The 14204-nt window shown below is 38.8% G+C and carries 14 protein-coding genes and 1 riboswitch; of the genes, 6 read left to right on the top strand and 8 right to left on the bottom strand.

All coding sequences use genetic code 11. The features are described from left to right. Positions 1-22 precede the first annotated feature (22 nt). From C4S38_RS00175 to C4S38_RS00155, 5 genes are all read left to right on the top strand, one after another. Entirely contained in the window at positions 23-1543 is a 1521-nt protein-coding gene (locus tag C4S38_RS00175) for an ADP-ribosylglycohydrolase family protein (protein ID WP_394340835.1), read from the top strand. A gap of 121 nt (positions 1544-1664) precedes the next feature. Next, positions 1665-2666, top strand: coding sequence for a GRP family sugar transporter (locus C4S38_RS00170; RefSeq protein WP_099465392.1), 1002 nt, complete (start codon positions 1665-1667; stop codon positions 2664-2666). A gap of 146 nt (positions 2667-2812) precedes the next feature. Further along, on the top strand, positions 2813-3574 hold the full coding sequence (locus tag C4S38_RS00165; protein ID WP_103982038.1) for a hypothetical protein: 762 nt from the start codon (positions 2813-2815) through the stop codon (positions 3572-3574). Further along, positions 3549-3929 carry a GtrA family protein gene (locus C4S38_RS00160; protein WP_099465390.1) on the top strand — a complete coding sequence of 127 codons (381 nt, stop codon included), beginning with the start codon at positions 3549-3551 and terminating at the stop codon, positions 3927-3929. Before C4S38_RS00165 ends, C4S38_RS00160 begins: the two co-directional genes overlap by 26 nt. An 8-nt stretch (positions 3930-3937) precedes the next feature. Then, a complete protein-coding gene (locus tag C4S38_RS00155) occupies positions 3938-4873 on the top strand; it encodes a glycosyltransferase family 2 protein (protein WP_103982037.1) in 936 nt (311 codons plus the stop codon). Between the two features lie 51 nt (positions 4874-4924). Here the strand turns inward: C4S38_RS00155 and C4S38_RS00150 are convergent, their stop codons facing one another. After that, a complete protein-coding gene (locus C4S38_RS00150) occupies positions 4925-6187 on the bottom strand; it encodes a DEAD/DEAH box helicase (RefSeq protein WP_103982036.1) in 1263 nt (420 codons plus the stop codon). 187 nt (positions 6188-6374) lie between these two features. On the opposite strand from C4S38_RS00150, the gene C4S38_RS00145 reads away from it, so the two are divergent. Beyond that, a complete protein-coding gene (locus C4S38_RS00145; RefSeq protein ID WP_103982305.1) occupies positions 6375-7952 on the top strand; it encodes a PAS domain-containing sensor histidine kinase in 1578 nt (525 codons plus the stop codon). Here the strand turns inward: C4S38_RS00145 and C4S38_RS00140 are convergent. The 7 genes from C4S38_RS00140 to C4S38_RS00115 form a co-directional block, all read right to left on the bottom strand. Beyond that, on the bottom strand, positions 7937-8761 hold the full coding sequence (locus C4S38_RS00140) for a transporter substrate-binding domain-containing protein (protein ID WP_103982035.1): 825 nt from the start codon (positions 8759-8761) through the stop codon (positions 7937-7939). The genes C4S38_RS00145 and C4S38_RS00140 overlap by 16 nt on opposite strands. Positions 8762-8793: 32 nt before the next feature. Beyond that, complete coding sequence (locus C4S38_RS00135) at positions 8794-10881, bottom strand: putative porin (RefSeq protein WP_103982034.1); 2088 nt, start codon at positions 10879-10881, stop codon at positions 8794-8796. Between the two features lie 137 nt (positions 10882-11018). Then, positions 11019-11561, bottom strand: a complete 543-nt coding sequence (locus C4S38_RS00130) for a 2-oxoacid:acceptor oxidoreductase family protein (protein ID WP_099465518.1) — start codon at positions 11559-11561, stop codon at positions 11019-11021. 7 nt (positions 11562-11568) lie between these two features. Continuing rightward, positions 11569-12333: a thiamine pyrophosphate-dependent enzyme gene (locus C4S38_RS00125; RefSeq protein ID WP_099465385.1), complete on the bottom strand. Its 765-nt coding sequence runs from the start codon at positions 12331-12333 to the stop codon at positions 11569-11571. Positions 12334-12393: 60 nt separating this feature from the next. Continuing rightward, complete coding sequence (locus tag C4S38_RS15870) at positions 12394-12564, bottom strand: hypothetical protein (RefSeq protein WP_200817923.1); 171 nt, start codon at positions 12562-12564, stop codon at positions 12394-12396. 13 nt (positions 12565-12577) lie between these two features. Continuing rightward, the gene (locus C4S38_RS00120; RefSeq protein WP_103982304.1) at positions 12578-13663 is read right to left on the bottom strand and encodes a 3-methyl-2-oxobutanoate dehydrogenase subunit VorB; all 1086 of its coding nucleotides are present in this window, start codon (positions 13661-13663) and stop codon (positions 12578-12580) included. 17 nt (positions 13664-13680) lie between these two features. After that, positions 13681-13914, bottom strand: coding sequence for a 4Fe-4S dicluster domain-containing protein (locus C4S38_RS00115; protein ID WP_099465384.1), 234 nt, complete (start codon positions 13912-13914; stop codon positions 13681-13683). Positions 13915-14048: 134 nt separating this feature from the next. After that, positions 14049-14146: riboswitch (TPP riboswitch) on the top strand. The last annotated feature ends 58 nt before the right edge of the window (positions 14147-14204 follow it).

The raw sequence follows: 14204 nt of genomic DNA, 5'->3' as shown, positions 1-14204 counted from the left end.
TTTTCTTGCCGTAGGTTTAGCTATGATGCTTTGCTGTTTCAGTTCTTGCAACCAACAACAGGCACCTGCAAATCAGACTACGGTTCCCAAAGATTTTACCATTAGCCGTGAAGTTTTGATGGATAAGATCAAAGGCGGCTGGGCCGGACAAACGATAGGTTGCTCTTATGGTGGACCTACAGAATTCAGGTATAACGGAACGATGATTCAGGATTATGTTACTATTCCCTGGCCGGATGGCTATATAAAGTGGTGGTATGACACTTTTCCCGGATTGTATGATGATGTTTACATGGATCTGACATTTGTTGAAGTGTTTGACCGGTTGGGATTAGACGCTCCTGCCGATTCTTTTGCAGTTGCATTTGCTAATGCGGGATATACATTATGGCATGCTAATCAGGCTGCAAGGTATAATATTCTGCAAGGTATTATGCCTCCGGCTTCCGGCCATTGGCTTAATAATCCGCATGCTGATGATATTGATTACCAGATAGAGGCCGATTATGCAGGCTTGATGTCTCCGGGTATGCCTAACGCAGCTTCTGCTATTTCGGATAAAATAGGGCATATCATGAATTATGGCGATGGTTGGTACGGCGGTGTGTATGTAGGTGCTATGTATTCTTTGGCTTTCATATCCGACGATATTGAATTTATTGTTACGGAAGCATTGAAAACAATACCCGAACAAAGCACTTATTACCAATGTATGAATGATGTAATCCGTTGGCACAAAGAATTCCCGAATGATTGGAAACGTACTTGGTTTGAATGTGAAAAAAAATGGAGTCAGGATATAGGCTGCCCGGACGGAGTCTTTGTCCCGCTTAATATAGATGCGGTTATTAATAGTGCTTATATAATAATAGGTCTGTTGTATGGTGAAGGGGACTTTTATAAAACGATGGATATTTCGACACGTTGCGGACAGGATTCCGATTGTAACCCGGCTTCGGCTGCAGGTATTCTCGGAACTATGCTGGGGTATAGCCACATTCCGGAATATTGGACAAAAAATCTGAAGGAAGTTGAAGACATAAATTTTGCTTATACAACTATTTCTCTAAATAAAACGTATCAGATGAGTTTTGATCAGGCTATGCAGATGATAGAACGCAATGGTGGAAAAATAGAAGGGAATGATATTGTTATAGCTTGCCAGCAGCCTGTTCCCGTAAAATATGAGAAAGCATTTGAAGGGCAATACCCAACGGGGAAAATTGCTATAGATAAAAATATTACTGATGTAGGCGAAGTAACGTTTGATGGCACTTCAATCGTGTTTAAAGGCTATGTAAAATCGCCGGATCAGGATTATGTGGCAAAGGCTGAAATGTATATAGACGGCAAGCTGGTAGAGACAGCAAACCTGCCAGCGTCATACGTAATCCGTCGTAATGAATTGTTCTGGAAGTATCAGCTGCCAAAAGGAAAACATACTGTTTCTTTCAAATGGTTGAATCCGATAGCGGGTACCTCTGTTATGTTTGGTGAGGCATTGGTCTATTCGGATGCACCTTTGCAGGTAGCCCACCGGTAACAGATTGCCATATGGGTAAACGGAAAAGACCTTTGCTTAAAAGAAAAAGTTCCTCATGCAGAAATGGCTGCTATTCTTGAAAATTATATGATGCATCAACCCGTAATAAAATAAGAAAGATATGTTTATAGTACAAAATTATTCGTTGGCAATTGTGTTTTGCGTGATTACCATGCTTTGTTGGGGATCATGGGGAAACACTCAGAAACTGGCTTCTAAAACGTGGCGGTATGAGTTTTTTTATTGGGATTACGTGATAGGGGTACTGCTCTTTTCAATAATCTCTGCTTTTACTTTAGGAAGTTTCGGGACTGAAGGAAGTAGTTTCCTTACAAATCTGGCGCAGGCTGATATGTCGAGTTTGGGTAGTGCTTTTTTAGGAGGTATTATTTTTAATGCGGCTAATATTTTACTTTCTGCGGCAATTGCAATTTGCGGTATGTCGGTTGCTTTTCCGGTAGGTATCGGACTGGCTTTGATATTGGGTGTTTTGGTAAATTATTTTGGAGCAGCAAAAGGCGAACCGTTATATATATTTGTTGGCGTGGCTTTTATTACGGTTGCAATACTGTTGAACGGACTGGCTTACAAAAAAGCGTTGGTGGGTACTCGTAACGTTTCGGCAAAGGGAATTTTTATTTCTATTGCAGCCGGTGTGATTATGGCATTCTTTTACCGTTTTGTAGCAGCGTCTATGGATTTGGAAAATTTTGCTTCTCCCGCAGCTGGTAAACTGACCCCATATACGGCCGTATTCATATTTTCATTAGGAGTTTTTATTAGTAATTTTTTATTTAATACGTTGGCAATGAAACATCCTGTAGAAGGAGAGCCTGTTTCTATATCCGGCTACTTTAAAGGAAATATGAGCACTCACTTAGTGGGTGTATTGGGCGGTGTGATCTGGTGCATAGGACAGTCTTTTAGTATGATTGCTTCTGAAAAAGCCGGCGCCGCAATTTCGTATGGACTAGGCCAGGGAGCAACATTGGTCTCAGCCTTATGGGGAATCTTGATATGGAAAGAGTTTAAGGGAGCTCCGCAAATCTCAAACCAGTTGAATATAGGTATGTTTATCTTGTTTATTATAGGACTGGGTTTCTTGATATACGCAGGAGCATAGCAAAAATAGATTTGGGTATATTTTTATAAGACAAGAACCGGATTAATGGTTCTTGTCTTTTTTTTATATTTATGTCATGAAAAAGCCGTACATTTGCCTTTGTTTCTTGTTTATTGGATATGTACATATACTAAAAAAAGAAATCAATGAAAGAAGAAGGTGATGTTTTTAAAAAGTTTCGGGATTCTTTTGAAAAGATGGACGGACATTTCCATATACTTGAGCAGCGTGTGCCTGTAGAACTTCAAATGGAGTACTTTAAGCATTCGGAAGAAAAAAGAAAGGAGAACCAACCTCCTCGTCCATTGTCAGATCAGGAATGCCTGGATGTTTTCGGCCTTTTGGCTAGTGGCAAAGAGACTGAGAAAGATGAAAAAAGAGAACTCCTTACTTTGCTTGCAACATCTAAGAATGTAAAAGCATACAGTTTGCTGAAAGAATACGTACAAACTCCTGACCCGGAAGTTACCGATTGGGCTTTTATGGCACTGATGGAATGTCGTATTTCTTTGGAATCGGAGCTCTCGGATGAAAAACAGATTTATATATCTACCGGATTAGGAGGAAAAGGTGAGAAACTGCGTTTTTATGTTCTGATTTTGTCGACGGATAAGAAACCTTTTGCAGATTATCAGAAACAAATTATTGAACGCGAATTTGCTTATTTCCTACCTAAAGTCGATTGTGAAATAGAACGTCTTACAATTGGAGAAAAATTTGTGGAACTGGTCTTTTTAATACCTGTTCGTGCTGATATTAAAGGAACACTCGATATAGTGATAAATGAGTGCAACCAATATGGTAACTTTCTTTCCGATATTTTTACGATAACGAATGTAAAGGAACTTACTCATGCTGAAATAGAAGAGATTATAAATAAGAATGGAAACAGTAAAACAAGCGATTAAATATGGTATCGTAGGTATAAGCAATACTCTCATAACAATGGTAGTTATTTGGGTTATGATGAAACTTTTCGGGTGTCGTGAAGGCCTGTCCAATATTACAGGATATATTGCCGGTATTTTGAATAGTTTTGTCTGGAATAAACAATGGACATTTAAGTCCAGTTCTTCAGGATGGGGGAAGAGTGCATATCGTTTTGCTGTAGCATTTGTTATTTGTTATTTGTTGCAATACGGATTGGTTATGTTGCTGAATAAACATTTAACCATCGATCATTATTATAACCACTTGATAGGAATGGCATTTTATACAGTGATTAATTTTATAATGAATAAGTTTTACACCTTTAAATCGTAGAAAGAAGGATGAAAAGACTGGCAGTTATTGTTCCTTGCTACAATGAAGAGGTCGTTATTGCGGAATCTTATCGGCGTACAAAAGAGGTATTGGCTTCTTTGCCAAACCCTACCGAGATTATTTACATCAATGATGGAAGTCGTGATAAGACACGTGAAATGCTGGATAATATTGCGGCCAACGATCCTGAAGTAAAAGTAATCCATTTCTCGCGCAACTTTGGACACCAACCGGCTGTTACTGCCGGCATCAATAACTGTGAGGCGGATTTGGCTATAATTATTGACGCTGATATGCAAGATCCTCCGGAATTGATTCCTGATATTTTAGCACTACAGGAGAAGGAAAATGCGAATGTGGTATATTGTGTTCGTAAATCACGGGAAGGAGAAAGTGTTTTCAAACTGTTTACAGCTAAAGCGTTCTATCGGATCATGAACTATATGAGTGAAGTCCATTTTCCTTTGGACACGGGAGACTTCCGTTTGGTAGACCGTAAGGTTATGAATGAATTTGACCGGTTTAAAGAACGGGGGAAATATATACGCGGTCTAATTAGTTGGGTTGGATTTCACCAGGTACCTTTTTATTATGAACGTGAAGCTCGTATTGCCGGAGAAACGAAGTACCCGTTAAGTAAAATGGTGAAGTTTGCTTCTACAGCTATGTTATATTTTTCTAAGAAACCGCTACGGTTGGCTACCAGTTTGGGGTTTATTTCAGTACTGGTGGGTATTGTATTGGCAAGTTGGTTTACTTTGGGGAAAATATATGGATTTAGTAATGCCGAGACAGGATGGACTTCTATCATGACTTCTGTAATCTTTTTTGGAGGAGTTCAACTGTTGACTGTTGGTGTTCTGGGGCAATATGTCGGTATTCTATTTGATGAGATCAAAGCACGCCCGGAGTATATTATAGATGAGACAAAGAATTTTAAATAAAAAATAGAGTAATAAGAAAGGTCATGATTATACATGACCTTTCTTATTACTCTATTTTTTATGAGTTGTTGATTTATTTGAGGTGTTCGTACGTTTACTGCTGCTACGGTTTCCGCCATCTTTACGTGAACGTCCACGTTGGGGAGTTGCATGTTTCTTAGGTTCGTACAAAGGTGTTTCCCCAAATTTAGGGTCTATAGGAATTTTATAAACTGTTTTTTGAAGAAAATCTTCAATTCGTTTAAATGAAGCTTGTTCGTCGGTTGAAACAAATGTGATGGCAAGCCCTTCTCCGCCTGTTCCTCTGGCTGTACGTCCGATGCGGTGTACATAGTCTTCCGGGTCATGAGGAATATCAAAATTTATAACGAGACGAATATCATTGATGTCTATTCCTCTTGAAACTACATCTGTTGCTACTAAAATGTCAATACGGCCATTCTTAAATTCTTTCATTACTTCTTCCCGCTGCGATTGCTCTAAATCGGAGTGCATCGGAGCTACATTGAAGTTCATCCGTTTTAAAGTATTGGCAAGTTCTTTCACTTTCATTTTTGAAGAAGAAAAGATAATAACCCGCTGTGGGCGACCTTGGGAAAACAGGTCTTCTAAGATGCTTATTTTTTGTGTCTCATAGCATATATAAGCCGTTTGCATGATTGACTCTGGCGGACGGGAAATCGCAATTTCTACTTCTACCGGATTTTTTAATATGTTTTGGGCTAAAGTGCGTATTTTGGGAGGCATAGTAGCCGAAAACATAATAGACTGACATGTAGGAGGGAGCAGCTTATATACTTGCATAATATCTTCGTAAAATCCCATATCCAACATACGGTCGGCTTCATCAAGAACGAAAAATGAAACTTGGGATAAATCTACTGAACCTAATTTAATATGTGATAATAGGCGTCCCGGGGTTGCAATTACAATATCAGCACCCATTTCCAATCCTCTTTTTTGTTGTTCCCAGGCAATACCATCAGTTCCACCATATACTGCTACTGCAGATACAGGGATGAAATATGAAAAACCTTCTATTTGTTGGTCTATTTGTTGGGCTAACTCACGGGTTGGAGCCATTATTATAGCATTTATTGCATTTGCAGGATGTTCTCCTTTGCTCAGTTCATTAATTACAGGTAATACATAGGCCGCTGTTTTTCCTGTTCCGGTTTGGGCACAAGCGATAATATCTTTTCCTTCTAATATAACTGGGATAGTAAGCTCTTGTACAGGGGTTGTTTCTATGAAATTCATTGCATCAAGCCCATCTAAGATCTCTTCTTCTAGTTGTAATTCATCAAATCTCATCTTACATCATTAAATTCTCGGTAAAGATATATAATATTTGGCAATATATGATCTTTACCTAATTACTTCTTTTTTTGCATCTTTGATTTGAATGATATTGGTTGATTTTCTTTGTCTTTTAGTTGCTTATATTGAAAAATGAAATACCTTTATAGCCACAATTGTGGCTTTATTTAAAATGGCAAGTATGAATAGTGGTGAAGATATTAATAATCTTCAGTTAAAATTAGAAGAAAAAGCAAAAGATAGCCTTGAACTTCATGAACTGATTAATACTATTTTAGATCATCTTCCGCTGGGTGTTTTTGTTAAAGATGCAGAGGATCAGTTCCGGTATCTTTACTGGAATCGTTTTATGGAAGAAATTACTGGTATTAAAACATCAGCCATAGAGGGACATAATGATTTTGAAGTGCATTATGGTGCGGTATTGTCAAAAGAAGAACGTTTGAAAACGGATCTTGAGATTCTGAAAACCGGTAAAACACTCGAATTTCAGGGACGGATACAAACAACATCCGGTACATATAAAGATATTGAAATTACAAAATTTCCAATATTCCTGAAAAATGGAAAACCTTTGCTACTTGCCTTATGGCGTGATGTTACTTCCAAGCGTGAAGTAGAAAATGCACTAAAAAGGACTCGTACGTTAACCAAGATGGCATTACGTACAAGTGATATCCGCACTTGTTCTATTTTTGTAAATCCTAATAGTAAATTAAATTATGAAGATTCCATAGTAAGCCTGAATAACTGGGATACGAATGATGAAGAAATGGTAAACGTGCCATGGAAAGTGTTTGCGTCCAGAATACACCCGGATGATTATAATTTATATATTGAGAATTTCCTAAGGCTTTGCCGTGGTGAGGTTAAAGAAACGAAACAAGAAGTCCGGGTAAAATATCCCGGATCGGAAGATTATACATGGCGTGATACTGCTGCTTATATTTATGAATGTGATGAAAATGGAGATCCTACTGTTTTATTAGGCTGTTCCACAAATATTCAGAGCCGTAAAGATCAGGAATTAGGTATGGAAAAAGCTCTTCAAAAGGCGGAAGATGCAGATAAAATGAAGTCTAAATATCTGGCAGATATGAGCCATGAGATTCGTACTCCGTTAAATGCAATTACAGGTTTTGCCGAATTGATGGCGTTTGCCGATTCCGATGAAGAGCGCTTATCTTATTATGAAATTATAAAGACCAACAATCAGCTTTTGATGCAGCTTATCAATGATATTCTTGATTTGTCGAAGATCGAAGCCGATGCTATTAAAATAAACTACACTCCGGTAGATATAAATGAACTGATGGACACTATTTATGCATCGGCAAAATTGCGTGTAGTCGGAAATGTGACAATGAAATTAGAAAAAGACAAGCCTGCCTGTAAATTTGTAGCCGATCAGATCCGTTTATTGCAGTTGGTAAATAATCTGGTAAACAATGCTATAAAGAATACGAAAGAAGGCTGTATTACTATCGGATATAAAAGCTTGCCGGATGAACTGTATGAGTTTTATGTACAAGACACCGGTGTTGGTATTGCAAAAGAGAAAATGGAATCCCTTTTTAATCGTTTTGTTAAATTGAACGATTATGTGGAAGGTATAGGTTTGGGGTTAGCTATTTGCAAAAGTCTGGTTACAAAAATGGGAGGTTCTATTTCTGTGGAATCCAAGTTGGGAGAAGGTTCCCGTTTTTCATTTATATTGCCTTGCCATAGCAAAGATCTCAAATATCATCGTTTCCCGTAATAACGTTTGTATATCTTGTCATATAAACCATTTGCGCGTATTTGGTTGAACCAGCTGTTTAAACTATCCAGTAATACCGGTGAGTCCTTACGTACTGCCCATGATTGGAGTTGTGTAAAACTAATATCCGTATCAATATCTATTTCAGGAAGTTGTTCCTTGGACAGACGAGCCATTTGTTGATCACATACTGCATAATCTATGTCTCCTTTAGCTACCATAATAGCTAATTGTTCGGACGAATAGAGCTCATCTTCTTCTACATAAATAGTATCGCCGATTTCTATTTCCAGATTACGGAGACGTAAAAGGGCAGGAGAGTCTTTGGGTATATATAAAGTCTTTTTAGCTAAATCCAATTGATTGCGAATGGGCTGTTTACCTTCGTTAGCTTCGGCTGTACGCTGAACTAATACTTGTTTGTTTAATACGATTGGCTCTGTAAAGAGATACTCTTCTTTGATTTTACTTGTAATCGGGATGTTGCGGGCAATGATGTCGCATTTATTATCAGATAATTTTTTAAAACTTTCGGCGAGGCTCATTTCCAAATGAGTTTGTACTTCTAACCCGGATAACTCGGCAATCGCTTTACCCAATTCATATTGAAACCCTTCTATCGTATCTCCTGATATGAAATAGCCGGACTGGTTGTATTCGGTTACCATTCTTAATACTCCTTCTTTTTTGATCTGCTCATAGTCACGAGGAGGTATTTCATGTGTTTTATGTTGCCATAACATGATCATGGTTGAAACAGCAATAACCAATAAGATAAAATAAAGAATCAGCAATTTCTTATTTCTCATACCATCTAATTATTGATAATTATACGTATGTATTAATTATTGAACATAACAGCTACACCCATCTTGAGTACCATCGGATCAAGAGGATAGTGCGATAGAGAGAAGTAGTTCGGGTCTACAAACTTGGAGCTTAAGTTATATGCCATCACAAAGAAACGGGCTTGTTTCAGGTGGAAATTGGCATAGGCGTTTATTAATGGATAATTACCCACTTTAACTTGTTCATTAGGTCTTTGCAATTGGAATTGTTGCGTAGCCGGTTCATAGTATGGTGCATAATAAGCTGTATTGTAATACATATTTGCACCTAATTGTATGGTTAAAACTTTTGCCAGTTTAAATGCAACATACATGTTTGTATATAAACTAAGCTGAGGTAAAGGTAATACTTCTTTATCACTGCTTAACTGGTAAGCAACTTCATTTTCCCATCCAAAGGCACGATATTTCAGGTCTTGTTTTAAACGGGCAGAGATAACTTGAATGTTCCCGTTCTTTTGTTCTGGGTATCCTTTATGATTGAAGAATATATAATTCTGTATACTTTCCACTCCGGCGGATAGTTTTGTTTTTGTTGATTCCAGATTGATCTCTCCACCGGCGTATACTTGTTGTATTTTTTTGAAGTCGTTATCCCACCAAAAAAACGAAGAATGGAAATGACGCACATAAAAAGCCGGGTTCACATTCTTTATGTACGCATCAGCTTTGATAACAGCATCTTTTTTGAATAAAGTAAAACGGGTTTGCAGATTTCCTGTTACACGTAATTCTCCTACATCACTACCGAATAACCCTAATTCTCCACGTGCATTGAATGTTAGCAACCGACCCTGGCTTTTTGATAATTCAGCACCGATGAAGGATGAAAATTCATCATAAATTTGTTGCGTTTTTGGAGTCACGAGAATTTGAGTACCGGATATCCCGTCTTCTGTGTCATAAGCTGCAGGTAATTTAAAACGACGTTTCTCAAAGTTTATGTAAGCTGTTAATCCGAATTTTACCCAATCCTGGAATCCTTCCCGCAATGATAGCCCCAATGTGTTGCTTAAACTCCAATAGGATGTACGGTCTTCTACCACTTGCTTGTTTTCTGAATTTTCCGTATCTATAAAATGATCAACATAACAGGTGTCGATACCTTGATCTCCGGAGCCAAAATGTCTGCGGTTGTCTTTATATTCAAAAGTGTGAATGATGCTGGATACAGGTACAAATACTTTTTTTGCGTTGCCTTCTTCATCCGTTTCATCCAATTCGCGTTCAAACCCTAAATTGTATCTTTGGGTAAAGAAATATTGCTTACCACGTACGCGGTTCCAAGTATCGGAAAAACGTACGGGAAAAGCTTTCGTGTCGGTTGCACGTTTACTGTCGAAACCTTCTACCGGATTGTCCGGGTTTGTGATGTACCGATCGTTTGTGAGCCCTCCGTTTTCTTTATTAATAAAGTTGAAGTTGCTCAGATAGGCATATAAGTCGTATTTGTCGGAGAGATAGCTCCCGAATAGCCGGTAACTCAAAAGTTTGTTCCCATTTGATTCGTAATGGCCACGGCTGTAAATATAGTCCAAGTCGCCTCCTATATTTATCTTTTTCCCAAAATTCAGGGTAAGAGTTCCTTTTAACCGTTCATCCTTATTCTGGCTGGAACCGGCCGTAGTGTACATAATATCCGTATATGGGATTTTTGTGTCGTAAAAATAGGCGTTTTCGGGTGTCGTGATATAGTAATCATACGGATCGGCAAAAATGAAATCACGGGCTTCTTTCCGTTCAAAAAACATTCTTGTTTGGGCGGTCGAACCAATGTTTGCCTGATAGCCTACAGCTAATGACTTACTTTCAACCAGGGTAGAATTTGCATAATTAAGTCGTCCCGTATCTAAAGGGGCAATGTAAGGCTCTCCTAATAAAGGTGTAAGATGATAAGCAATGATACGTTTGGATTTTAATGCGGCACTGTCTACTGCCAGCAGACTGTCGGGTATATCTTTTTTTGCCGATGAAAGATTTGCTAGCGAGAAACTGCCTCGTCCACCTCCTTCCCGGCGATCCTGTGCTGACATAGTTACGGTTTCACACAGGAAGAGTAATATGAATAAATAATACTTCATGGGCTGCAAAGATAATAATATACCTCTTTTGAATTCAAAAGACGGGACTTTTTAAATGTTAAGACAAGACTTTTACACTTAAAAGACGGGACTTTCGATGCCAAAAGAGGTATCCTTGTTTTTGCAGAGTTTGCAAATTATATTTTCTTGATAATTTCCATTCCTTTTTTTATGGCTGTTTCGTTCATCGGTATTAGCTTATGATGCCGTTCGGGCAAAGATTTCTTTAACCCAAGCAGTACATTTTCTAATTTTACCATTGGAACGATTTTAAGCAGACCTCCAAGGATAAGCATATTAAATGCTTTTTCATTCTTCATTTCCGTGGCAACATCCATAGCATCTACGCGATAGACAGAGATGTCCGTACGTTTTACGGAAGTATGGATCCCATAACCGTCATAAATAAGAATACCGCCCGGCTTTACTTTACTTTCAAATTTATCCATTGATGGTTGATTCAATATGATAGCAATATCATATTCGTTCAGAACAGGAGAACTTATACGGTCATCACTTAAAATTACTGTCACGTTGGCCGTACCGCCACGTTGTTCGGGACCGTAAGAGGGCATCCAACTTACCTCTTTTCCTTCCATCAACCCGGAGTAAGCCAATATTTTACCCATTGATAAAACTCCTTGGCCTCCGAAACCTGCTATAATTATTTCTTGTTTCATCTTACTATTATTCAACATTTTTTAAGTCACCTAACGGATAGAAGGGGAACATGTTCTCTTCCATCCATTTGTTTGCTTTTTCCGGTGTCATTTTCCATCCGGACGAACAGGTAGAAACAAATTCAACAACCGAGGTTCCTTTGCCGGACATTGAATTTTCAAATGCTTTACGCAACATTTTCTTTGCTTTCTTTACAGCTGCCGGAGTTTGTACGCTCTGACGGGTTACCAGGCAAGTTCCTTCCAATTCTGCAAGTAAATTACTTATTTTAAGAGGATAGCCGTTTAAGGCAATATTACGTCCGTACGGACAGGTCGATGTAGGCATGCCTTCCAACGTGGTGGGAGCCATTTGTCCTCCGGTCATACCGTAAATAGCATTGTTTACGAAAACGATCACGATATTTTCTCCGCGATTGGCTGCATGGATAGTTTCTGCTGTACCAATAGCAGCCAGGTCACCGTCTCCCTGATAAGTAAATACCATTTTTTCGGGATTTAGCCTTTTTACGGCAGTGGCAATTGCCGGTGCACGTCCATGAGCAGCTTCAAGCCAATCTATATCGAGATAATTATAAGCAAATACGGCACATCCTACGGGGGAGACACCTATTGTTTTTTCTTCCATATCCATGTCGGCAATTACTTCGGCAATAAGCTTATGTATAACACCGTGGCTGCAACCGGGGCAGTAGTGCATGGAATTTTCATTCATTAATCTGGGTTTTTCATATACCAGATTTTCCGGTTTAATTATTTCGTTGAGTTCCATATGAATAATTTTTCAATTTGTTAATATGCCAATGGATTTGCTCTAAAGACCAGCATATTATTAATTAATAAACCTTACTACGTATTGTGCTAATCTCAGTACAATAGCAGCTCCGCCACAATACAAGAATACACTGCGGTCGTTAACTGCAAAATAACATATTACGGCAGCAATAGCCAATAGCATAAAAAGCAATGTCAGTATTTCGTCTATTTTACTTCCACGTTTCATAAATTGATAATTTTTAATTCTCAATTATCAACGTCTTTAATGCATCCAATACTTCATCCGGAGTAAATACGATACCTCCTAAACGTCCGAAATGCTCGACTTTTACTTTACCGTTTACAGCCAGGCGAACATCTTCTACCATTTGTCCGGCATTTAACTCAACAGAAAGCATGCCTTTTACCTGACCGGCATATTTTGCAATTATTTTTGCAGGGAACGGCCACAAAGTGATAGGACGTAATAAACCCAGTTTAATGCCTTCTGCACGGGCATTCTCTACTACTTTCTGGCAAATACGTGCTGAAGAACCGAAAGCGATCAGCAAATACTCTGCGTCGTCACAAAAGAACTCTTCATAACGAACTTCGTTTTCTTCGATTTTTTTATATTTAGCCTGAAAGCGGATATTATTCTCTTCCATTTTTGCCGGATCCAGCTCAAGGGAAGTGATAACATTAGACTTGCGATTGGCCGTTTTTCCCTGTACAGCCCAAGGACATTCTGCAATAATTTCTTCTTCGGTTCTGCGTTTATGGAATGGAGGCATAACCACTTTTTCCATCATCTGGCCAATGATACCGTCTGCTAAGATGATAGCAGGATTAGAATATTTGAACGCAAGATCAAAGCCTAAACCAACAAAGTCTGCCATTTCCTGTACGGAAGAAGGAGCTAGAGTTATTAACCGGTAGTCGCCGTGTCCGCCGCCTTTTACAGTTTGGAAATAGTCGGCCTGACTGGGCTGGATTGTTCCCAGTCCCGGACCTCCACGCATTACGTTTACAATCAGACAGGGAAGTTCTGCTCCTGCTATATAAGATATACCTTCTTGCTTCAGACTTATCCCCGGACTGGAAGACGAGGTCATTACCTTTTTTCCTGTTCCGGCTCCACCATACACCATATTGATAGCAGCCACTTCACTTTCTGCTTGCAAAACTACCATTCCTGTAGTTTCCCACGGCATTTCAGCCATAAGGGTTTCCAAAATCTCGGACTGAGGAGTGATCGGGTAACCGAAATATCCATCTACACCATAGCGGATTGCAGCGTGCGCGATAGCTTCATTACCCTTCATTAATTTTATATCTTCTGCCATATCTTTATTTTCAACTTTCAATTATCGATTTTCTTTTTGTAGATGGTTAAACAACCGTCCGGACAAACCCAACCACAACTAGCACATCCTATGCATGCATCCGGATTTTTCATGTACACATAATGGTACCCCTTGTTGTTAACTTCCCTGGGATGTAGTTCCAGTACATCTGATGGGCAGGCTACAACGCAAAGGTTGCAGCCTTTGCAGCGTTCCGTGTTTACAACAACAGCTCCTTTTATCTTCGCCATAATTATTCTGTTTAAAATCTATTGTTTCATTCAAGTCGCCAAAGTTAGCAAAAACTTTGAAAAGTGTTTCCTTTTCGCTGTAATTAGTAACCAAATCCTGTCAGAAGAGTGGAAAAATGTACTATATTTGCAACGACTTATCATAGGGGTGCCTTAATATACAGGCTGAGATTATACCCATTGAACCTGATCCGGGTAATGCCGCCGAAGGGAAGAAGGTAGAATGATTGAATAAAAGAAAGCGTTTACCTCTATGTGCTTTCTGATGTTTTTAACTCTAAATTATAATT

This window comes from Parabacteroides chinchillae (assembly GCF_900108035.1).
Lineage (GTDB): Bacteria > Bacteroidota > Bacteroidia > Bacteroidales > Tannerellaceae > Parabacteroides > Parabacteroides chinchillae.
This window is presented reverse-complemented; position numbering and strand designations above follow the sequence as displayed.

Excerpts from the sequence above, each read along its gene's own strand:
- C4S38_RS15870 (WP_200817923.1), bottom strand. The coding sequence starts at position 12,564 with ATGAAACGTGGAAGTAAAATAGACGAAATACTGACATTGCTTTTTATG.
- C4S38_RS00155 (WP_103982037.1), top strand. The coding sequence starts at position 3,938 with ATGAAAAGACTGGCAGTTATTGTTCCTTGCTACAATGAAGAGGTCGTT.
- C4S38_RS00150 (WP_103982036.1), bottom strand. The coding sequence starts at position 6,187 with ATGAGATTTGATGAATTACAACTAGAAGAAGAGATCTTAGATGGGCTT.
- C4S38_RS00175 (WP_394340835.1), top strand. The coding sequence starts at position 23 with ATGATGCTTTGCTGTTTCAGTTCTTGCAACCAACAACAGGCACCTGCA.
- C4S38_RS00125 (WP_099465385.1), bottom strand. The coding sequence starts at position 12,333 with ATGGAACTCAACGAAATAATTAAACCGGAAAATCTGGTATATGAAAAA.
- C4S38_RS00170 (WP_099465392.1), top strand. The coding sequence starts at position 1,665 with ATGTTTATAGTACAAAATTATTCGTTGGCAATTGTGTTTTGCGTGATT.
- C4S38_RS00140 (WP_103982035.1), bottom strand. The coding sequence starts at position 8,761 with ATGAGAAATAAGAAATTGCTGATTCTTTATTTTATCTTATTGGTTATT.
- C4S38_RS00135 (WP_103982034.1), bottom strand. The coding sequence starts at position 10,881 with ATGAAGTATTATTTATTCATATTACTCTTCCTGTGTGAAACCGTAACT.
- C4S38_RS00115 (WP_099465384.1), bottom strand. The coding sequence starts at position 13,914 with ATGGCGAAGATAAAAGGAGCTGTTGTTGTAAACACGGAACGCTGCAAA.
- C4S38_RS00130 (WP_099465518.1), bottom strand. The coding sequence starts at position 11,561 with ATGAAACAAGAAATAATTATAGCAGGTTTCGGAGGCCAAGGAGTTTTA.
- C4S38_RS00145 (WP_103982305.1), top strand. The coding sequence starts at position 6,375 with ATGAATAGTGGTGAAGATATTAATAATCTTCAGTTAAAATTAGAAGAA.
- C4S38_RS00160 (WP_099465390.1), top strand. The coding sequence starts at position 3,549 with ATGGAAACAGTAAAACAAGCGATTAAATATGGTATCGTAGGTATAAGC.
- C4S38_RS00165 (WP_103982038.1), top strand. The coding sequence starts at position 2,813 with ATGAAAGAAGAAGGTGATGTTTTTAAAAAGTTTCGGGATTCTTTTGAA.
- C4S38_RS00120 (WP_103982304.1), bottom strand. The coding sequence starts at position 13,663 with ATGGCAGAAGATATAAAATTAATGAAGGGTAATGAAGCTATCGCGCAC.